Origin of the sequence: Dehalogenimonas formicexedens, from assembly GCF_001953175.1 — a bacterium.
GTDB classification, from domain to species: Bacteria; Chloroflexota; Dehalococcoidia; order Dehalococcoidales; family Dehalococcoidaceae; genus Dehalogenimonas; species Dehalogenimonas formicexedens.
In genome coordinates, this window is record NZ_CP018258.1 from 1,804,994 (window position 1) to 1,825,858 (window position 20,865).

A 20,865-nucleotide genomic window follows, 5' to 3' on the forward strand; every position below is an offset into this window, starting at 1 on the left:
ATGACTGAACGAATCTTCATCGGCGTTGCCTGGCCCTACGCCAACAACCTGCTTCACCTGGGACATGTCGCCGGGGCTTATCTGCCGTCAGACATATTCGCCCGCTATCACCGCACCAAGGGCAATGAGGTTTTGATGGTCTCAGGCTCCGACCAGCATGGCACGCCGGTCACCATCAGGGCTGAAGCCGAAGGCAAAACACCTGCAGAGGTGGCCGCCTATTACCATCAGAAGTTCCTCGAGAGCTGGGCGGGCCTCGGCATCACGTTCGATCTATATACCACCACCGGAACACCGAACCATCGGGCTGTGGTGCAGGATATATTCCTCAAGCTTCTTGAAAAAGACTACTTGTACAAGGACACGGTCTCGCAGCCTTACTGCCCTAAATGCAGCCGATTCTTGCCCGACCGGTATGTCGAGGGTGTCTGCCCCTCCTGCAAGATGCCTGGGGCCCGAGGGGACCAGTGCGATGCCTGCGGCAAGCCGATGAATCCGGCTGATCTGATCAACGCCTGCTGCAAGCTGTGCGGCACGACGCCTGAATTCCGTCAGACCGAACACTTTTTCCTGCGCTTATCGGCTTTCGAAAAGCCGCTTCTCGACTGGGTCAACGCCCAGGCCGAACATTGGCGCCCCAATGTACAACGGTTCACCCGGCGTTACCTCGAAGAAGGATTGCGCGACAGGGCTATCACCAGGGATATCACCTGGGGCATCCCGGTGCCGCTGCCCGGGTACGAGGACAAGCGCATTTACGTCTGGTTTGAGGCAGTCATCGGCTACCTGTCAGCGAGCAAAGAATGGGCCCAACTTCGGGGCGAACCAGAGTCATGGCGTAACTTCTGGCAGGGGGAATGCAAGAGCTACTATTTCATCGGCAAGGACAACATTCCCTTCCACACCATCATCTGGCCTGCCATGCTGATGGGCTACGGCGGCCTGAACCTGCCGTATGACGTACCTTCGAACGAATTCCTGACCGTCGAGGCCCAGAAACTGTCCAAAAGCAAGAACCTCGCCATCTGGCTGGAGGATTTCCTGTCTCGTTACCAGCCCGACGCTTTACGCTACATGCTCTCGGTGAACATGCCCGACACCTCTGACACTGATTTCTCGTGGCGTGAGTTCGTGCGGCGCAACAACGACGAACTCGTCGCCACCTACGGCAACCTGGTCAACCGGACCCTCTCGATGCTCCAGAAGCATTTCGAGGGCAAGGTGCCGGACCACGGGGTGCTTGATGACCGGTCTCTGTCCATGATCGCCCGGACAGAAGAAATCCTGATCACAATGGACGATTTGCTCCACGCCTGCCGCTTCAAAGAGGCCATCAAAGCAGCGATGGCTTTAGCTTCCGAGACCAACAAATACCTCGACGAAAAAGCGCCGTGGAAAACGGTCAAGACGGATAAAGCCGCGGCCGGTGTCGCGCTATATACCGCCCTAACGGTCATTTCCGGCCTGCGGACGGCGTTTTATCCCTTCCTGCCTTTCAGTTCAGAGAGACTGCATCACTTCCTCGGCTATGAGGGCACTACACAAAACGATGGCTGGAAACTTCGCCGCCCGGTTCCCGGCGCCAGCCTCAACCCTCCCGAAGCTCTGTTTATCAAACTGGACGAATCGGTTATTGAAGAAGAAACCGCCCGCATGGGACTAACCCCTACATAAGACGCAGGTGATGAGTTGGACCTGAAAACGCTTTACGCCCCGGTCAAAAACGACCTCGCCGACGTCGAGGGCAACTTCAAATCCCTTGCTGATTTCTGGAAAAAAGATTTCCCTGACCTCCATGATATGCTCAAGCACATCCTGGTGGGTGGTAAAATTCTCCGTCCCGCCCTTACTTTCATGTCAGGACGGTGCATTGACGGCAAAACCGACCGTATTCTCAAAATGGCCACCGCCAATGAATTGATGCACATCGCCACCCTGGTTCATGACGACGCCATAGACCGGGCTGACACCCGCCGCGGGCGGGTAACGGTAAACAAGTTGTGGGGCACCGAAAAAGCGATACTGCTGGGCGATTTCCTGTTCGCCCGGGCGGGTGAATTTGCCGCATCCACCGACAACCTTCGGGTAACCAAATTATTCTCCCAGACACTGGGGATTATCGCTGTCGGCGAACTCAGGCAGGCTCGGGACATATTTTCAGCCTCTCAAAACATGGAAGGCTACCTTCAAAGGATCGCTGGAAAAACGGCAGCCCTGTTGAAGATGTCATCCGAATCCGGGGCTATTCTCGCCGGCGGCACCGAGGAGCAGATCCAGACACTGGCGAATTACGGCTACAACCTTGGCCTGGCTTTCCAGATAGTCGATGATATCCTGGATTTCATCGGCACTGAAAAGGAACTGGGTAAACCGGTAGGTTCGGACCTCAGGCAAGGCACGGTGACCTTACCGGCCTTATTGCTGATGCAAAGGCAACCGAATTCCAACCCGGTGTCGCGATTCCTGGCGGGCAAAGACCGGGAGGAAAACATCGCTCGTGCTATCGAGCAGATCAAAAGCTCCGGGATCATCGAAGAGAGCTACCGTGAAGCCGAGAAATACTCCGAAAAGGCCATAAACCTGCTTGAGGGGTTGCCGGAAAGCACTTGCAAAGAAGCGCTCAAGGCCCTCGCATCTTACCTGGTCAGACGGCGGAATTAGCGAGTCCGGAAACGTTCGCCCCTGCCGGACACCGGCTTGAAGAAAAGAAAAAGGCGAGTCAGACCGACTCGCCTTTCGTATTCCATTTAGTTACGGCTTAAGCAGGGGCGATGGCCGGTGAGGCTGTGCCAGGTTCCATAGGCTTGTCCCTGGGTTGCAAGACCGGCTCGGCTTTCTTCTCTGACGGCGAATCGTTCTTAGCCAGCGGCGGTTCGACAGGAGCGGTCGGCGCGGCAGCCGGCAACGCCTCGGTAAAAAGCTTCTCCAGTTCGTCACCTTCGAGGGTTTCCTCAGCCATTAGCTGGGTGGCGATATGGACCAGCCTGGCTTTGTTATCGGTCAAGATGGTCCTGGCTGATGTGTAGGCGTTCTGGATCAGGGCTTCGACTTCCTGGTCGATTAGGTCGGCGGTTTTTTCGCCGTAGTCTCGCTGCTCATGGATCTCCTTACCCAGGAAGACCATCTCCTCTTTGCTGCCGAAGGTGCGCGGCCCGAGCTTTTCACTCATGCCATAAGAGGTGACCATCTTTTTGGCCAGGTTGGTAGCCTCTTTGAAGTCTTGCGACGCGCCGGTCGACATCTCATTGAACATGATCTCCTCGGCGATACGGCCGCCCATGGAGATGGCAAGCTTGGCCTTGAACTGGGAGTCGGTGGCGATGTAGCGGTCTTCAGCGGGCAGTTGCTTGGTATAACCCCCCGCCATGCCCCGCGCAACGATGGTGATCTTGTGAACAGGATCGGCATTGGGCAACATCCGGGCGACCAGAGCGTGACCGGCCTCGTGGTAGGCGGTTATCTCCCGCTCGTGAGGCGAAACCTTGCGGCTCTTGCGCTCCGGCCCGGCGATAACCCTGTCGATCGATTCTTCAAGGTCGCACATCTCGATGGCCTTCTTGTCCTCGCGGGCAGCCAGGATAGCGGCCTCGTTCATCAGGTTGGACAGGTCCGCGCCGGAGAAGCCGATAGTCTGCTTGGCTAATGTTTCCAGGTTGACATCGGGGCTCAGGGGTTTGCCCTTGGCGTGGATATTGAGGATAGCCAGCCGGCCGTGCAGGTCCGGCATGTCGAGCACCACGCGGCGGTCAAAGCGGCCGGGGCGGAGCAGGGCGGGGTCAAGGACGTCAGGGCGGTTGGTGGCGGCAATGACGATGATGGTGGTATTAGCCTCGAAGCCGTCCATCTCCACCAGAATCTGGTTAAGAGTCTGTTCACGCTCATCGTGGGACCCGCCGAGGCCGGCGCCGCGCTGACGGCCGACGGCATCGATCTCATCGATGAAGATAATGCAAGGGGCGTTGCGCTTGGCCTGGTCGAAGAGATCGCGGACCCGGGACGCGCCGACGCCGACGAACATTTCGACGAACTCGGAGCCGGAGATGGAGAAGAACGGTACCCCGGCTTCGCCGGCGATGGCCCTGGCCAGGAGGGTTTTACCCGTTCCCGGATAGCCGATCAAAAGGACACCCTTGGGAATCCGGGCTCCCAGGGCCTGGAATTTCTCGCGGGATTTCAAAAACTCGACGATTTCCTGGACTTCCTGCTTGGCTTCGTCGACGCCGGCGACGTTGTCGAAACAGGTGGTGGGCTTGTCGACGTTAAAAAGCTTGGCGCGTGATCGTCCGAAACTCATCGCCTGGTTATTGGCGCCCCGGGCCTGGGAGAACAGGAAAATGATCATACCGCCGATAAGCAGCATGGGGATAAGGGTGCCCAGAAGCGATCCCCAATCAAAACTGGAAGGGCCCTTGGGTGTGATCTCGATTCCAGTCGGATCGAAACCGGGGATTTCGTAGATCGAAGTCAAGGTCTCTTTATAAGTGAAAAACTCACCTGAGGGGTCTCCCTGTTTGGGGTAATTGCCGGTGGTGGTGATATTGATGCGGTCGCCATCGATGACAATTGTCTTGATCAGGTGTTCCTGCGAGAGACTGACCAAGGTGTTCTGAGGAATCTCGGTCGGCTTATTCTGGTTGCCGGGAATGAGGATGGCGAAAATGACGATGCTGGCGATCAGCATGATGATGTAGGCGATGGTGGTGCGCTTCCAGTTAAATTTCATGAATGCCTCTATTTACAACCGTGGGGACTGACTAGTTTACAGAATATTATAGCAATAAATCACATTCTTGGCGACAAATCAAGGTAAGTCCGCTGTAAAAGAAGGGTGTCCACTTCAATATTCGGGCTCTCGCAGATGAGCAACCCGCCCGCTTTCACATCTGTCAAGGCCTGGAGCAATTCATCGTAATGGAAATCGGAATCGGCCAGGTTGAGATGCCGCCGCTCGCCGGTTTTGGCGTATTCAATGCCTGAGACATGAAGATGGAGATCATCGAGGGCTTCCCGCCCCAGGGTATCGCCGACGCGGTTGAGCACCTCGGAGAATTCCGCATAGGAATTGTAACGCCCGGTAGACGCGTGGAGATGGGCGAAATCTATCGCCGGCGCTACGCCGGGTAATTCTTTGGAAAGCCTCAGGATCTCCGCCAGAGTACCGAATTGGGATATTTTACCCGCAAGTTCAGGCCTGAGTTTCACCAAGGTACCTTCTCCTTGCAGCTTATCCAGCACGACCTCGATCTGCGCCTTGATGGCGTCATATACAATCTCCGGGCTGTCTTTAAGGTAGTAGCCGGCGTGAAAGACGACGCTTTTTGCCCCGGCCTTGGCTGCCATGCTGGCCGCATGGTGGAGGACCCCGCCCGCCTGCCGCCGCCGAACCTCGTCGGCGTGGTTGAGATTGAGGTAGTAAGGCGCGTGGCACGATAATTTAAGGCCGAGCTTCTTGCCAACGTAAGCCACGGGCGCCGCCGTATGGTCCTTGAGATAAACGCCCCGGACGAATTCGATCTCCATGCCGCCGAGCCCGAGTTCCGCAATGCGCTTGAGGCCGGCAACGGTGTCGCCGCTGGCTTTTGTCGAGGCCGGAATGCCGGCGGTGCCGAAGGTGAGCATGGTCATTAAGTATACAGCCAAAAGCTGTCAGCTTTCAGCCATCAGCTATCAGCCATTAGCTTTCAGCAATCAACATAGAAATCCAAGGATCGAAGATGTTTGTATTTGATTACCCCCCATAATAAGCATTTTTACCGAAACGAACGAGGCGGATGTACGATTGAGGATGGAAGGGGTTAAACGTGGATTTGTTTCGGGGTGAGAATAGTGATCAATTTTCATTGAAGTGTACAGTTGACAGTTTACAGTCTTCAGTTATCAGTTTGACCTGCTCCCGGGCCGGCACCGAGATTCTTCACTTCGTTCAGAAAGACACACGTGGGTCATAATACCAATAATCCAATCCCCCTCCCCGCCATAGGATTTGTTTTTGTTTTTTGGAGGAAAAAAGGTTTTTTATAAAACGAATCCAAAAATGCGCGATTGGCTAATCGTGGGAAACGAATATTCGTTGTTTTGCCGGTAAGAAAAACCAATGTGTTCATTTCAATCAAGTAAACAGTTTACAGTTAACAACCGTCAGTTCAACCTGTTCCTAGCGTGGCACCGAGATTCTTCGTCCCGACTTTGTCGCGGACTCAGAAAGACGCGAGAAAATAAGTACCAATAGTACCAATAAGCAAATAAGTACCAATTATCCAATCAAGCCTGAATCAGCTTTAAGGACACAGGCTTTTTCCAACCGTTGGCAGAGGTCAGGACGGAGGATAAGGTCGTAGGCGAGCTTGAGGAACAGTACCATCAGCGTTTCATAGTCCTTCCTGGACCTCAGGCCGTACTTGTGCCGGACGAGACTGAATACCCGCTCGGTAGAGAGCCTCGCGGTCAGGCGCGGCGCCCTGGATGCGTGCAGCTTGCCACAAGGCAAGGACGATCTCCAGATCGATCCCCCGGTAGGGGGTGGAAGCCTCCAGTTCCCAGCGGCAGGCATCGTTGGTTTTGCGGGCATAGTAGCCATGGACGCGGGCGTTGGAATTCCCTTTCGGCGCGCCCCGGCGACGTTGCGGATTACGCATTTCGGGTTGCGCGTCAAGAGACATGGGCGGAACGGGGTGTTGTACAGGTGTGCTAATATTCACTCAGAGAATTATAGCACAGGAGTTCCGATTGTCAAGCGACTTTTGTCGTTTTTCCTGGATTATTTTGTTATGTCTTGTTTTCCGTAGCCTGATGAAGCATTAGACCCCCACGTCGCTTACGCTCCACGGGACGGCTTCGCCGGTTTTCAGTAAACAGTTCGGCCAGAATTTGTGTTACACCGAGATTCTTCGTCCCGGCTTATCGAGGACTCAGAAAGACAAATGTTAGGTTAGGGCTTTTCTCGCCTTCGCGGGGATTGGAATGACAACATGGAGAACAAGGGTGAAATTGAGATTGCTTCGCCACGGCGTGGCTGGGACTTGCAACGACGGACGAGGGCGGGCGGGTTAAAAACCCGCCCCTACGTGTGTTTGCCGGGAGGGCACGGCATGCCGTGCCGCTACGGGGGAGGAGAGCACGGTATATCGTGCCCCTACCACATGATTTGAAGGCGGGTGGGGAGGGGCGGGGCAATCAAGACGGGGCGGGCGAGGCCGCTCGCCCCTACGCGATGGATCGAAATTTACGATAGTAATATCCCTGGGTTATAATCGTCTGGTGCCGGAAACAGCGAAAAGTCTTACATTCAACGACCGCATCGGCATAGCTTTTTCCAAATTCCAAAACCGTTTTTTCACACCACGGTTCGCGCTATTCGTTTTCGCTGTCATCTTTCTCGCCGGAGCAACCGCGCGAATCGTTGCAGCTCCATATTCTGCCACCCAGGATATGGCTCAGTTCTGGTCTTTCGCTCAACTCTTCAAAGAGCACGGCTTCGATTTCTACCGCTATTACAACGGCTACGATCCGATAAACCCGTGGCAGGGGTGGGGCTATGTGTATCCGCCGATCTGGATACTCATTCTGGGAGTCGCGTTGGCGGCGGTTCCGGGTACGATGGCAGGCCAATTTTTTGTGGATACGGCCTGGCGGATTGCTGAAAAGGCGCCGATCATCACCGCCGACCTGGCTATTGGATTGATGCTTTTCATAGCTATTCCAGGGTCGCGGTGGAAAAAACTGTTCTTCTCCGCCCTTTGGCTGCTCAACCCGGTCGCCTGGTACCAGTCGGGGGTTTTCGGGCAGTTCGACGCCATCGCCGCCGCGTTTCTTGTTGGTTCGCTTATCCTCCTCGAACGGGGGCATGACCGATGGGCGTTCGGGGTGGCCGCCCTGGCGGTGATGACCAAGCAACATACGTTGATTCCGGTGGCCTTCATGATGGCGGCGACGCTGCGGACCATGCCATGGAGACGCTTCGCGGTGAATTTCGCGATATTCGCGGGGATTGCCGCCCTATTCTCAGTGCCTTTCATGGTGACCGGGAATATCTTGGAATATGCCCGGGCGGTGGTGCTGCCGGGGCAGGCGCCGGCTTACCAGGAACCTCTGTTATATACATTTTCCGGGAGCGGCGCAGCCTTTACCTACCTGCATGACAGGTACGGCTGGGACACCTTGAGCTGGTTCAGCTACACCATCCCGGTCCTGGTAATCGCCATTATCGGCGGTTTGGTCCTGACATACCTCAAACGGCTGTCGCCACTGCGGGCGATGCTGGTCGGTATCCTCCTGTTCATCGGGCTCTTCTACCGCATTAACTACCAGTACCTGGTAATATTCATCCCCCTGGCGATCCTGGCCATGGCAAGGACAAGCTATGTGTCAGAGCGGATCATCGCCCTTTGGCTGGCTATTTTCCCGGCGGTGTGGTTATGGTACTTCAACCTGTCTTTCTGGTTCACCTACCTGACTCCAGACCACCCTGAGGCGATCTCTTTTTTCGAACGCATCGGGTTGACTCACCTTACGGCTTCGGACACCGTGTATCTGCGGATCGCGCTGGCTATTACGGTACTTTGCCTGGCCTACACCGCTTTTGCGTTCACCCGATGGAAGCGGCCTACGAATCAACTAAATCCCGAGGAGGTTAAACGTCAAACAGCTATTCAATGAGTTTGGACCGCCGGATGGTGTAATATTATCATGTTATCATCAAATCGAGGTGAAACCCTTTGAACGCAAACCAGCGCCTAGCTTTAGCGATCGGAATCCTGATGTTAATCGCCATTGCCGGGACAATTGGATTCAGCCGCCTGGAAGGACTATCGGCATTTGATGCCTTCTATCTAACGGTAGTCACCATCACCACCGTCGGTTACGGGGATATCGTACCGACGACCGATGCCAGCCGATTACTTGCCATGGGGCTAGTAGTTACCGGTTTCACATTCTTCACTGCGGTGGTCATAACCTCGGTACAATCGCTATTCGAAAGGCGGGAGGAGACCCGGCGCAGCCAACAATTACAGACCCTCATCACTCTTTTTTATAGTGAAGTTGGCGACAGGCTCATCCGGCTGTTGAGTAGCTGCGACCCGGACCTACCATGCATCCAGGAACCGCCGTCGACTGAAAAAACCTGGACCCACGAGGATTATTCTCAATTGGCTGAAGTGCTGAAATACCATGGCTTCAAAGTCAGCCTTGAAAAGCTGGACGCGGGGAAACTCAAGGAGATTCTCGACTCGCCATTGTTGCTGACGCTGCTGGAAAATCCTCAGGTTTTCAATCATGCGCTGTTCAATAAAGTGCTGCGCGGGATGTTCCATGTCAAAGGTGAGCTTGCGATTCATGAACAGTTCAGCAATCTATCAGATAACCTGCAAGCTCATTTGTCTAATGATCTGAGTAAGATCTACGAACCCGCAGTCAAGTTGTGGCTGTCTCACATGAAACACCTTGAAAAGGCCTATCCGAGCCTGTTTATGACCATCCTGGAAACTAACCCATTCGGAGTGGCCAAACCGGAACGCTCCTGCCCGCCGCCGTTCCCGGTCGAACCGGCTTAATAACCCTCTTGGATTAGCTCGACCCTCTTGGTATGATTAGCCGAACAAAAAAAGGAAAGGATGAATTGAATGAAATCGATAAAAGGCTCCAAGACTGAGGTCAATCTGTTAACGGCTTTTGCCGGGGAATCACAGGCGAGGAACCGGTACACCTATTTTGCGTCCGCGGCCCGGAAGGAAGGTTTCGAGCAGATAGCCAATATCTTCATCGAAACGGCTGAAAACGAAAAGGAACACGCCAAAGTCTTCTTCAAATACCTGGAAGGCGGCGACGTTCAAATCACCGCCAGCTATCCCGCCGGGACGATAGGTTCAACGCTCAAAAATCTGGAAGCGGCAGCGGCTGGAGAGAACCTGGAGTGGACCAGGATTTACGCTGATTTTGCCCAGACGGCTAAAGAAGAAGGATTCCCGGAAGTAGCGCAGTCTTTTGAACAGATCGCCAAGGTCGAGAGATTCCATGAATCAAGGTACAGCAAACTGATCTCTAATGTAGCCAACGGCGAGGTTTTTAAGAAAAACGGCGCGGTAAAATGGCATTGCCTCAATTGCGGGTACGTCCATGAGGGCCCCGAGGCACCGGAAACCTGCCCCGCCTGCAGGCATCCCAGGTCGTTCTATGAAGTGCTGGCCGAAAACTGGTAGCTAATCATCTTCTGAGTAGATATGGGAGACCTTGAGATCGGCGATCCAGGCAATGGCGCTGACCGCCGCGGCAAGTAGTACCAGTAACATTTCCGTCCTCCTGATTGCCTTACACCGACAGCATAAAACGGAAATCCCCCCGAGAAATCAGCTTTCCGGGGGGATTTTTTATATCCGGAGGGCGGGTTTTGGCCAGGTCATTTGACCAGTTTTTGTTTCAAGGCCAGGGAAACGGCCTCGGTGCGGCTTGATACGCCCAGCTTGGAAAGGACGTTGGAGACGTGGAATTTGGCGGTGGAGGGGCTCACCCCCAGCTTATCGGCGATCTCGGTGTTGGGCAGGCCGTCCACCATGAGCTTAAGTATCTCCTTTTCACGGGCGGTCAGGTCATAGTCCCGGGCGGCGGGGCTCCTCATCTCCTGGATGAGCACCTGGGTAGCCTCGGAGGACAGCTTGGACTGCCCGGCCATGGCGCCCCTTATGGCTGAGACCAGTTCCGAGGCGGAGACGGTTTTCAGGAGGTAGCTCATGGCCCCGGCCTTGAGGGCGCCGTCCACCTGCTCCCGCTCCTTGAAACTGGTTAGGACGATGATCCGGATGTCCGGCCAGCGGTCATGGATGGCTTTGGTGGCGGCCACGCCGTCCATCACCGGCATCAAGAGGTCCATCAGGATGACGTCGGGCTTGAAGCGCTCGACGAACCTGACGGCCTCGCTGCCGTCGGCGGCCTCCCCGGCCAGTTCCAGGTCATCCTCGGCGGCCAGCATCGCCTTAAGGCCCGACCGCACCACGCCGTGATCGTCAACCAGCATGACCCGAATTGGTTCAGTTTCCGCCATTTGTTGCCTCCTTAACCGGCTTTTGCCATTTAACGGTCACCGTCGTCCCTTGACCGGGCTGACTTTCGATCGATAATTCTGCCCCGATCTCCCTGGATCTCTCGGTCATGATGCCTAACCCGAGGCTGCCCGGCCTGGCGTACGCCCGGTCGAAGCCCCGGCCATTATCGGCGATACTCAGGCGGATCGAATCCCCTTCACACCACAGCCTGATAGAGATTTGAGAAGCCTGGGCATGCTTGGCGATATTGTTGAGGGCTTCCTGGGCTATCCGGTAAAAAGCCACTTTCACCTCAGGGTCCATGGAACATTCATCTTCAATTTTAAGGTCCAGCGGTATCCGGTGCCGGTTCCCGAACGATTCAACAAGCTGGCGCAAAAGGTAGCTCGTTTCCGCTTCAAGAAGGGCTTGCGGCCTGAGTTCAAATAATAAAGTGCGCATCTCAGCCAGCGCGCCGCGAGTCAATTGCTGGATCTCGGCAAGCCGGCGGCGGCCTTCATCCGGGTTTTTAGCCCACAATTTTGGCAGGACTTCAGCGATTATCGATGCCGAAAACAAGGTCTGGCTGACGGCGTCGTGGAGCTCCCTCGCGAGCCGATTGCGTTCGTCGATAGCCGCCCGCTCCAGTTTTCCTTCTGTCGCCTGCAGACGCTCTATCATCTGGTCGAAGGAGCGTGAAAGCTGTCCAATCTCATCGCTTCGTTTCATCGGGTTGATGCGTTTCAAAGAACCGGTGCGGGCGATATCATTCGTCGTCACGGTTAGCGTTACTATCGGTTTGGTCACACCGTTTACGGCACGGAAAATGGCAGCCGTGCCCAAAAAGGCCATAAACATCCAAATGCCTATGACGGCGGCGCCCATGCGGCTGATGGGAATGTTGGTCTCCGAGGCGGATTGCTCAATGACCACTCCCCATCCGGTCAAGCCCCCCACCGGGCTGAAGGCTGCCAGGATCAATCCCCGGGCGGGATCATGGTACTCCGCAAAACCTTCATTGCCGTCGAGCAAAGGGGTGAGGGAGTTTTCGATGGGATGTCCCAGGTGCGATGATTCCGGATAGGCGATGATGGTACCCTCACGCGACACGATATAGGTGAACCCGGTCTGGCCGAAGGTGATCTGGTCTATGCGTTCCCACATGGACTGGAGATCTATTTCGAGGACAGCGATGACGGGATTGCCTGCCACCGGACTCAACGACAACCCCAGATGTAAAACCGGCACATTTCCGAGGTCAGTATATTGCACCCCGGAAACGTAGGTGCCGCCGGCCAGGGATTGCCGGAAGGCGTTCATCACCCTCTCGTCGACAACAGCCGGGGAACGGGTGATGATATCGGCGCTTCTCAACCGGAGAAGGCTATCGACACTGTCGTTGACAAAAATCTGGAGCCTGCCCTGAAGGTCAAACAGATAAATACCCCGGTACTGCTGCGGGGCTGACAGGCGCAATGATATCGCTGCCGAAGCCTGGGCGTCCAGATCCGGGCTCAAAAGTTCAAGGTGCCTCGTAAAATTCCGGGCATCAGCCAGAATGCCGTTCATCTGGGAGTTCAGGTCACGGCTGATGATCGAGGCGGTCTGAACGTTACGGTCCCGGGTCTCGTTAAGCATCTGCTGTTGCCCGAAACCAAGGAAGGTGAAAGCGATAATGGTCACGGCCACAATCCAGAAAACCGCGCTGGATACGACCAGGCGGCGTTTTAGACTAACGGCCACCCACCGGGTAATCCGAGACCAGATGGGCGGGCGACTTGAAGACATTATTCTGCCTTGACCACGATCTGACCGGCGATAATTTTCTGCTTGAGATCATCGAGACGGGCGCTGATTTGAGGCGTGACGATGTTCGGGTCGAACGGACCCAGGGCTAAGCCGTTCTCTTTCAAACCAAGCGAACTGACACCCGGTTTGAATGAGTCATGGTAAACCCCGTCGATAAGCAGCATCACCGCTGTGTCCACCCTTTTTGGCCGGTTGCCGACCATGTTGCCGGGGGCCAGGTAGCGTTGATCGCCGCTGGTGCCGGTAACGTACTTATTGACCTGCTGGGCCGCCTGGATGATGCCCAAGCCGGTTTTGGAGGCGGCGTTATGGATGACATCGACGCCTTCGCCGTAGCGCTTCAGGGCTAAAGCCAGCCCGACCGCCGGATCAGCGAAGGTGCCGGCAAAATCAGTCAGGACAGTAACGCCCGGATCCTGGTATGCCACACCCTGAGAAAATCCGGTCATAATGCGGCGAATGGCCGGGATGTCGGTCCCGCCGATGACATCGACCTTCTTTGTCTTAGTCAGCATGGCGGCGAGGGCGCCCATCAGGAAATCTGCTTCCTGCTCCCGGTAGACGACGGAGGCGACGTTATCCGCGGCTAATTCAAAATCGATACCGGCGAAATGGATACCCGGGAATTCGGAAGCGACGGTTTTGAGGCTTTCCAGGTTCTCGAAGGCGACGGCGATGATGAGGTCATAATGGTTGCGGGCAAACAGCCGGAGCGCATCGATATTAGCGTCCTTGGTACCGGTATCGATAGTTTCAAAACGGATATTATATTTCTTTTGCGCTTCGAGTAGTCCGGCATAAGCGGAATCGTTAAATGAACGGTCCCCCAGGCCGCCGCTACCCAACAGGAGCCCCACGTTCAATATCCTGGCAGGTTGCGCGGGCTGAGCGCAGCTAAAAACGGGGAGGAGAAGCGCGGCTGAAATCAACAGAACGAATAAGCGCCGGCCCGGCAAAAACATAAGATAACTCTCTGGTAACGCAATCGTCCATAATCGTAATTGGGACATTAATAAATGTCAATTGAAATCTTCACATTTCACGATCCCGGTTCATGCCCCCCGCCGTAAGTACGGTAATGAAAACTAGCCGTCTATATAGTTAAAATCCGTCCTTTTCCACGGCGTTTATGAACCGTTCCCAACCTATACTGTCTATCGTGAACGCAACTAACACCATATCCAACGCCAGAAATCAGATCTACGCTCTGCCAAAGGTATTGGCTCTCAGATCTTCGAATATCGCTACGGTCATGGGACTTGCTTTCCCGGCCATTTTCCTAGGGGGCACGACCGCCCTGGAAATATATCAACCCGGTTACAACCGGGTCTCAAATACCATCAGCGAACTGGTATGGGGGCCGGCGGGTTGGGTAGAGAACCTGATGTTCGTGGCTTTCGCGCTAACCCTAGTTTTATTGGGTATGAGGATCATGGCAGCGAGGTTGCCCCTGCTGGCCGCCGCCCTGGGTTTTGCCGTAATCGCGGTATTTCCGACCCAGGCCCCTGATTCGGCGCCCACATTTGGGTCCCTGGTCCACCAGTACACAGCCCAGGGAATCGCGGCAGCGCTGCCGGTCGCCTGCTTCATGCTGGCCCGGACGCTCCGGAAATGCGAGGAGCACCGGTTCCTGGTGATGTGCAGCCTAACCGGGGGAGTGATCGGGGCTACCTTGAACCTTGCCGGCCTGGTGGCGATTTACGCTGACACAAACTGGATAGGCGGCATCGAACGCCTGATTGTGCTTAACGGACTGATCTGGATACAGCTATCAAGCATCCATCTTTGGCTGGCGGACAGAAAGGCGCGCGAGGGTGACCGCTTCCAATACAGGAATCCGAAGCGTTGTTCTGTAAAAGGGCCTCCGGCGATGCGACCGGTTATGGCGAGCGCATTTGACCTCAATGAGAACCACGCTCAGCGGCGTTACAAATCCGGGTTCCAACCCGATTGACGCCCTTTGTTAAAAGTACTAAGATACCGGCGTATGATCGGGACAAAAGTCCTGCGGGCTGCAACAATCAGCGCCTTAACTCTGACCCTCACCCTGGCATCAGGTTGCGACAGCGTTAAAGGCGTTTTCGATTCCAAAGACGACACATCGACAACGACCGCTGCTCCAGTCACTTCGATGCCCAAACCCAAGCCGGTGGTGAAATCCGTCGAAGCCACGACGAGCGGCATGGACAGCCACTACTACGCAATTCTCCAGATTACTATCGAGAATAAAGGCTCCGACGGCACCGTTATCGTCAGGGCGACATTGACCCAGGGCGGGGTGACCCAGACCAACGACATGATCACCAACCTCGATAAAGATAAGACACAAACCCTCCCCCTGGTTTTCCCGCTCAAATGGCAAGGCGGCGACTGGACGCAGACAGTCGACGTTATTGTCCCGTAAGCAATCCGCCGGCGCCAATTGATTCCATTGCAACTTGGGTGTTTTTTCCCAGACCCCTGAAAAATCGTAACCATTAACTTCGCTTCTCGGTTCGTGTTGTTTACCCGAAGGGTTATCAATTACTAATCCGCCCCATTCGTATGACAAAGCTACGACCAATTTACTTTGCTTGAAATCTGTGCTATATTTTGCCGATGGTATTAATCCTTGACATCTTTAGCCTAATCAGGGCCTACAAATCCCAATTTTTCAGTCATTAAGCATTTTTAAGCAAAGGAGACCGCTATGCCCGTTGGAATGCTGATCGACACCACCAAGTGCATCCTGTGCCTGAGGTGCGAGAACGAATGCCACAACTTCTATGGTCTAAAAAACAAGCGTCTCGAAGGCTCAAGCGACAAACCGGAATTGGATGCGTACCACTATGTGGTGGTGAAGAACTACGAGGTCCCTACCCCTAACGGAACCAAAGTCGTGGGCGTCAGCAAACGCTGTCTGCACTGCTTCAGCCCGGCCTGCGCCTCTGTTTGCCCGGTTGCCGCCCTTCATAAAACCCCCGAGGGGCCGGTCGTCTGGGATGAGGGACGGTGCATCGGCTGCCGCTACTGCCAGAACGCCTGCCCGTTCGAGATCCCCAAATTCGAATGGGATGTCGCCTGGCCTAAGATCCAGAAGTGCATTTTCTGCCATGACCAGCGCCTCCTCAAGGGGTTGAACCCGGTGTGCGCCGATGTCTGCCCCACCCAGGCTATCCGATTCGGCGACCGGGCGGACCTTATCGCTCTGGCTCACCAGAGAATCGCTGACAACCCGGACGTGTACTTCGATCATGTCTACGGTGAGACAGAAGTCGGCGGCACGCTAAAGATGTACATCGGCGCGGTGGATATGCGCGAGCTGGGATTCCCCGAGACCGAAACCGAAATGTACCCCAATTTCACTCACGAATTTCTCAGCAGAATCCCGGTTGAAATCGCCTCACTGGCCCTGATCCTGGGCGGGATTTACACCTTCCGGTCGCGCCGCATGGCAGCCGCCGGTAAAGACAACTCTCATAACGAGAAGCGAGGTTAATCGTGACAGTCAAATTAACGCGCCGCCATTTTATCGAACTGGGCGCCGGATCGACCGCCGCGCTCGGTATGTCGCTGTTCAAATATCCCGAATTTCACAAGCTGTTCGCCCAGGCGCTGACCGAGGTACCGGTCATCTGGTTCCAGGGCTCAGGCTGCAACGGCTGCAGCGTTTCCGTATTGAATACTTTCCCGATCACCATCCAGAACCTCCTGCTGTCCGAAGTCGTCACCGGCAAGCATGTGAGCCTGCGCTTTCACAATACGGTGATGGCCGCCCAGGGAGACCTGGCGATGAAGGCGCTGACCGATACCGAGACAGGGCCTTTCGCGTTGGTGGTCGAAGGCGGTATCCCGCTTAAGGACGACGGTTTTTACTGCGAGGTCGGGGAGAAAGACGGCAAGGGCATTCCGATGGCCGATACGATTGCCCGGCTGGGCCCGAAAGCCATTGCCACCATCGCTGTTGGTACCTGCGCCTCATCTGGCGGCATTTCCGCCACTCCGCCCAATATCGGCGAGGTGGTCGGCGTCCACGAATTTTACAAACAGAAGGGCATCACCACCCCGGTTATCAATACCCCCGGGTGTCCCCCCCACCCGGATTGGTTCGTCGGCACGCTAGCCCAGGTCCTTATGAACGGGCCGGAGTCGGTCAAGGTTGACGGTGATTTGAGGCCGACCGCTTTCTACGGCGGCACCATCCACGACCAGTGCCCCCGGCGGGGTAGTTTCGCCGCCAAGCAGTTCGCCAAGAACTTTGGCGAGCCGGACTGCCTGTACCTCCTGGGTTGCAAGGGGCCGATCACCCATGCCGATTGCAACTCCCGATTGTGGAACAACAAGACCAACTGGTGCATCGGATCAGGCGCTCCCTGCATCGGCTGCGCCGAATTGAAATTCCCCGGCCACCTGGGCCCGGTGCATGAACCCATCGACCTGACCCAGACCATCGACAAAGCCGCCATCGGCATAGTCGGCGCCACCGCCGCGATTGTGGTAGGCGGGGCGATTGCCGCCTCTTCCGGCTCCGGCGATAAAAAGTCCGAACACTAATCGAGGATTGAAAAGGAAAAATAAATGGGAAACATAGTCATCGATCCCATCAGCCGCATCGAAGGACACCTGAAGATAGACGTAGTCGTTGAAAACGGCGTGGTCAAAGACGCCCATTCTTCCGGGACGCTGTTCCGCGGTTTCGAGATGTTCATGAAGGGGCACAACCCGACCGATGCCCAACACTACACCCAGCGCATCTGCGGCGTCTGTCCCGTGTCACACGGCGTGACATCTGTCCTCAACCTGGACAGCGCCTTCGGCGTCGCCGACAAGATCCCCGCCAACGGCCGGATCATTCGCAACCTTATCCAGGCCGGCAACACCATCCAGTCTCACATCCTTCACTTCTATCACCTGGCGGCTCTTGACTACGTCGACGTGACCGCCGCCGCCGGCTACACCGGAAATGACCCGGGGTTGATCAAGGTGGCGGATTTCATCAAGCGTGCCGGAAGCGACACGGCTAAGCTGGGCCCGTTCTTCCCCCGTTATGAAGGCGATTACCGCCTGTCGAAGTCGATCAATCAGAAGGCCGTCGCCGATTACGTTAAAGCCCTCGATATGCGGCGCCTGGCGCACGAGATGACCTCGATCTATTTCGGCCGCATTCCCCACGGGCCCGGCCTGGTGGTGGGCGGCGTCACCCAGGGACCGACCGCGGACAATATCGCCCTGTACCGCCAGAAACTGACGGTGCTGCGCGATTTTATCGATAATGTTTATATTCCGGACGTCATCGCTGTGGCCGAGGCCTACGCCGATCACTTCGCCCAGGGTGTGGGTTGCGGCAACGTGCTGTCGTACGGCGTATTCGACCTCGATTCCACCGCCGATCTGACCAAGCGCCGGCGTTTCATGCCCCAGGGCACAGCGAACACCAAACTGCAGTTGGCGGCTATGGACCCCAAAGCGATCACCGAAGACGTCAAATACAGCCGGTTCTCCAGCGTTTCCGGAGCCTATCCCGGCAACGGAGATACCCAGGACAGCCCTGACAAATCCGGCGCCTATTCGTGGCTCAAAGCCCCCCGTTACAAAGGCGGCGTTTACGAAGTAGGTCCGATGCCGCGGATGCTGGTGGCCTATCTTTCTGGCGACGCCACCGTCAAGGCCATGGTAGATTCGACCCTGGCCCATTTCAATGCTCCCGCGTCAGTTCTGTTCAGCACCCTGGGACGCCATGCCGCCCGCGCCCTCGAATGCAAGCTGGTTGCCGACGCCGCAGACGGTTGGTTGAACGAACTCAAGGTTGGCGATCCCTTCAACGTTCCTTTCGAAATTCCCGATTCGGCTGAGGGGATGGGCCTGTGGGAGGCTCCCCGCGGCGCCCTGGGTCACTGGATAACCATCAAGGATAAGAAGATCGACCGCTACCAGTGCGTAGTGCCGTCAACCTGGGACTGCTCGCCCCGCGACGACAAGGATCAGCCCGGGCCCATCGAACAATCCCTCATCGGCGCCAAGGTCAAGGACGAGGCCAATCCGTTCGAAGTCGTCCGCATCGTCCGCGCCTACGACCCCTGCCTGGCCTGCGCCGTCCACCTGGTAAGGCCGAACGGCGATGTCATCGGCCAGTACAGAGTTGTCTAGGGTAGGAATATTTAACGACCCGGTAATAATTGTTGGAGGCTTGATTTGAACAACAAGAATATACCTCTCTTCAGCTTCTGGGGCGTCGTCCAGATACTGCTGGCGCTGGGCGCCCTGGGCGTGCTCGCCGCCAAGATGATCTGGGGCCTGGGGGCGGTGACCAACCTGTCCGACAACTGGCCCTGGGGACTCTGGGTCGCCTTCGACGTCGGCATCTATATCGCCTCGGCGGCCGGCGGCTTCGTTCTGGCGGCTCTGGTCTACATCTTCAAGATCGAGACCTTCCGTCCCCTGGTCAAGCCCGCCATCCTGATCGCCGCCCTGGGCTACACCATCGGCGCCCTGGGCATCGCCGTCGACCTTGGCCGCAGCCCGCTCATCGTCCACCCGCTGTGGATGTGGCAGCCCAGTTCGATCATGTTCGAAGTGGCCTGGTGCGTCATGATGTACCTGACGGTGCTGTACCTTGAGTTCTCGCCCAACGTCTTCGCCCGCTTCGGGCTGCACAGGGCCGAAACCGTCCAGCATGCCCTGGCCGTACCGCTGGTCACCTTCGGCATCCTCCTGTCCTTCCTGCACCAGTCGTCCCTGGGCGCCCTGTTCCTGATCACCCCGGAACAGCAGCCGCTGTGGCACCTGCCGCTCATGGGCTACCTCTTCGTCATCTCGGCCATGTCGCTGGGCCTTTCGGTGCTGACCATTTTTACCATCGTCACCGCCAAGTCATGGAAACTGACGCTGCGGCTGGACGTGCTCTCCAAGGTCATGGCCATCGCCGGCTGGATACTGGTCGTCTACTTGGGCCTGAGGATCTGGGATACCGCCCAGTCCGGCCACTTCTCGGCCTTCAAGTTCGACACCTACGGCTTGCTGTACATCGCCGAGGTGGGCCTGGGCATGATCGTCCCGGTCATCCTCATCGCCATGAAGAAGGTCAGGGAGTCCAGGGCGGGCCTCCTCTGGGCATCATCGCTCATCTTCTTCGGCATGCTCTTAAACCGCATCAACACCCTGGTGCTGTCGCACGCGGTCTACCGCGAGGGCAGCTACTTCCCGACGGTGTGGGAGTTCATCTTCACCCTGGGCCTCATTGCCGGGGCCATCTACGCCTTCAGGCTGGCGGCCAAGTACCTGCCGCTCTTCGCGGATAACAAGGCCGGCTTGCCCGAGACAGTGGCCAAGTCCAATCCGGTGGTCGTACCGGCTTAATTCTCAACTTCGCCAACCATTGAGTGGAGCGGTTCGCGAGAGCCGCTCCACTTTTTTTGCGCCTGTATAGGACCTTTCGCGTAGGGCGAACCGGCTACGCTGGATCGTTTTTCGATTTTCCCGTTAAAAGTTTTAAGAAGGAACGAATCACCTGATTTCAGCTTCAGCACAATCGTGAACATTCGTTCCAAAAACGAAGGATAACCAATCCGCCCCATGCCGTTGCGCATTTCAAAAACGACTGAAACGACTGGGACGGCCTCGTTCGAATAATACCAATAATGCCAATTATCCAATACTACCAATCCTCAACCCGCCCGGATTCCCGGGTTTCCACAAATACCCCCCCACTAATTGTTGGTTGCGTTTCGCTTCACCCACCCGACCGCCACGTCGAAACAATTTCGTGTTCGGACATCGACAAACGAATGGCAGCTGTCAGCATGGGCGACATCGAGATTCTTCGCGCCGCTCAGAAAGACACCCGGAAGAGACACAGGCAGTATTATAGCACACGTGTTCCTCTGGACTGTCAAGCGTTTCGTGTCGTTTTTAGGGTTATATTTTTTATCGGGGCTTTCAGTAATCGGTATCGGCTCCCGACCCATCAGCGGGCGGCAAAAACCCGCCCTATACGGCTTGGAGCTGATCTAAAGACAAACTTCGTATAAAAAAAGAGAGCTCCCCATATGGAGCTCTCTTTTAA

General features: G+C 56.0%; 18 protein-coding genes. 11 read left to right on the top strand and 7 right to left on the bottom strand.

Features of this window, described 5'->3' with window-relative positions; all coding sequences use genetic code 11:
• Both metG and Dform_RS09440 read left to right on the top strand, forming a co-directional pair.
• A complete protein-coding gene (gene metG / locus Dform_RS09435; protein WP_076004788.1) occupies positions 1 to 1,674 on the top strand; it encodes a methionine--tRNA ligase in 1,674 nt (557 codons plus the stop codon).
• Between the two features lie 15 nt (positions 1,675 to 1,689).
• Positions 1,690 to 2,661 carry a polyprenyl synthetase family protein gene (locus Dform_RS09440; protein WP_076004789.1) on the top strand — a complete coding sequence of 324 codons (972 nt, stop codon included), beginning with the start codon at positions 1,690 to 1,692 and terminating at the stop codon, positions 2,659 to 2,661.
• A 97-nt stretch (positions 2,662 to 2,758) separates the two neighbouring features.
• On the opposite strand, the gene ftsH is transcribed toward Dform_RS09440, so the two are convergent.
• The 3 genes from ftsH to Dform_RS11295 all read right to left on the bottom strand — a co-directional run bounded on the left by ftsH (position 2,759) and on the right by Dform_RS11295 (position 6,659).
• Positions 2,759 to 4,723 carry an ATP-dependent zinc metalloprotease FtsH gene (ftsH, locus tag Dform_RS09445; protein WP_076004790.1) on the bottom strand — a complete coding sequence of 655 codons (1,965 nt, stop codon included), beginning with the start codon at positions 4,721 to 4,723 and terminating at the stop codon, positions 2,759 to 2,761.
• A 59-nt stretch (positions 4,724 to 4,782) separates the two neighbouring features.
• Positions 4,783 to 5,640, bottom strand: coding sequence for a TIM barrel protein (locus Dform_RS09450; protein WP_225973676.1), 858 nt, complete (start codon positions 5,638 to 5,640; stop codon positions 4,783 to 4,785).
• Between the two features lie 728 nt (positions 5,641 to 6,368).
• Positions 6,369 to 6,659, bottom strand: a complete 291-nt coding sequence (locus tag Dform_RS11295) for a hypothetical protein (protein ID WP_145925577.1) — start codon at positions 6,657 to 6,659, stop codon at positions 6,369 to 6,371.
• A gap of 598 nt (positions 6,660 to 7,257) precedes the next feature.
• Between Dform_RS11295 and Dform_RS09460 the strand changes: the two genes are divergently transcribed.
• The 3 genes from Dform_RS09460 (at position 7,258) to rbr (ending at position 10,196) form a co-directional block, all read left to right on the top strand.
• Positions 7,258 to 8,655 carry a glycosyltransferase family protein gene (locus Dform_RS09460; RefSeq protein ID WP_076004793.1) on the top strand — a complete coding sequence of 466 codons (1,398 nt, stop codon included), beginning with the start codon at positions 7,258 to 7,260 and terminating at the stop codon, positions 8,653 to 8,655.
• Between the two features lie 101 nt (positions 8,656 to 8,756).
• Positions 8,757 to 9,551 (top strand): potassium channel family protein, encoded by a 795-nt coding sequence (locus Dform_RS09465; RefSeq protein ID WP_145925578.1) that lies wholly within the window; start codon positions 8,757 to 8,759, stop codon positions 9,549 to 9,551.
• A 69-nt stretch (positions 9,552 to 9,620) separates the two neighbouring features.
• A complete protein-coding gene (gene rbr, locus Dform_RS09470) occupies positions 9,621 to 10,196 on the top strand; it encodes a rubrerythrin (protein WP_076004795.1) in 576 nt (191 codons plus the stop codon).
• A gap of 197 nt (positions 10,197 to 10,393) precedes the next feature.
• On the opposite strand, the gene Dform_RS09475 is transcribed toward rbr, so the two are convergent.
• From Dform_RS09475 to Dform_RS09485, 3 genes are read right to left on the bottom strand one after another with little or no spacing between them, the layout of a single operon-like run.
• Positions 10,394 to 11,035 carry a response regulator gene (locus Dform_RS09475; RefSeq protein ID WP_076003798.1) on the bottom strand — a complete coding sequence of 214 codons (642 nt, stop codon included), beginning with the start codon at positions 11,033 to 11,035 and terminating at the stop codon, positions 10,394 to 10,396.
• A complete protein-coding gene (locus Dform_RS09480) occupies positions 11,022 to 12,803 on the bottom strand; it encodes a sensor histidine kinase (protein ID WP_076004796.1) in 1,782 nt (593 codons plus the stop codon). Before Dform_RS09480 ends, Dform_RS09475 begins: the two co-directional genes overlap by 14 nt.
• Positions 12,803 to 13,681, bottom strand: coding sequence for a BMP family lipoprotein (locus Dform_RS09485; RefSeq protein ID WP_158513501.1), 879 nt, complete (start codon positions 13,679 to 13,681; stop codon positions 12,803 to 12,805). Before Dform_RS09485 ends, Dform_RS09480 begins: the two co-directional genes overlap by 1 nt.
• A gap of 302 nt (positions 13,682 to 13,983) precedes the next feature.
• On the opposite strand from Dform_RS09485, the gene Dform_RS09490 reads away from it, so the two are divergent.
• From Dform_RS09490 to nrfD, 6 genes are all read left to right on the top strand, one after another.
• Positions 13,984 to 14,778 (top strand): DUF998 domain-containing protein, encoded by a 795-nt coding sequence (locus tag Dform_RS09490; RefSeq protein ID WP_158513502.1) that lies wholly within the window; start codon positions 13,984 to 13,986, stop codon positions 14,776 to 14,778.
• 33 nt (positions 14,779 to 14,811) lie between these two features.
• Positions 14,812 to 15,228 carry a hypothetical protein gene (locus tag Dform_RS09495; protein ID WP_076004799.1) on the top strand — a complete coding sequence of 139 codons (417 nt, stop codon included), beginning with the start codon at positions 14,812 to 14,814 and terminating at the stop codon, positions 15,226 to 15,228.
• A gap of 285 nt (positions 15,229 to 15,513) precedes the next feature.
• Positions 15,514 to 16,302: a 4Fe-4S dicluster domain-containing protein gene (locus tag Dform_RS09500; RefSeq protein WP_076004800.1), complete on the top strand. Its 789-nt coding sequence runs from the start codon at positions 15,514 to 15,516 to the stop codon at positions 16,300 to 16,302.
• A 2-nt stretch (positions 16,303 to 16,304) separates the two neighbouring features.
• The gene (locus tag Dform_RS09505) at positions 16,305 to 17,357 is read left to right on the top strand and encodes a hydrogenase small subunit (RefSeq protein WP_076004801.1); all 1,053 of its coding nucleotides are present in this window, start codon (positions 16,305 to 16,307) and stop codon (positions 17,355 to 17,357) included.
• Positions 17,358 to 17,381: 24 nt separating this feature from the next.
• Positions 17,382 to 18,950 (top strand): nickel-dependent hydrogenase large subunit, encoded by a 1,569-nt coding sequence (locus Dform_RS09510; protein WP_076004802.1) that lies wholly within the window; start codon positions 17,382 to 17,384, stop codon positions 18,948 to 18,950.
• A gap of 45 nt (positions 18,951 to 18,995) precedes the next feature.
• Entirely contained in the window at positions 18,996 to 20,159 is a 1,164-nt protein-coding gene (gene nrfD, locus Dform_RS09515; protein ID WP_076004803.1) for an NrfD/PsrC family molybdoenzyme membrane anchor subunit, read from the top strand.
• Here the strand turns inward: nrfD and Dform_RS09520 are convergent.
• A complete protein-coding gene (locus Dform_RS09520) occupies positions 20,156 to 20,455 on the bottom strand; it encodes a hypothetical protein (RefSeq protein WP_076004804.1) in 300 nt (99 codons plus the stop codon). The genes nrfD and Dform_RS09520 overlap by 4 nt on opposite strands.
• Positions 20,456 to 20,865: the final 410 nt, after the last annotated feature.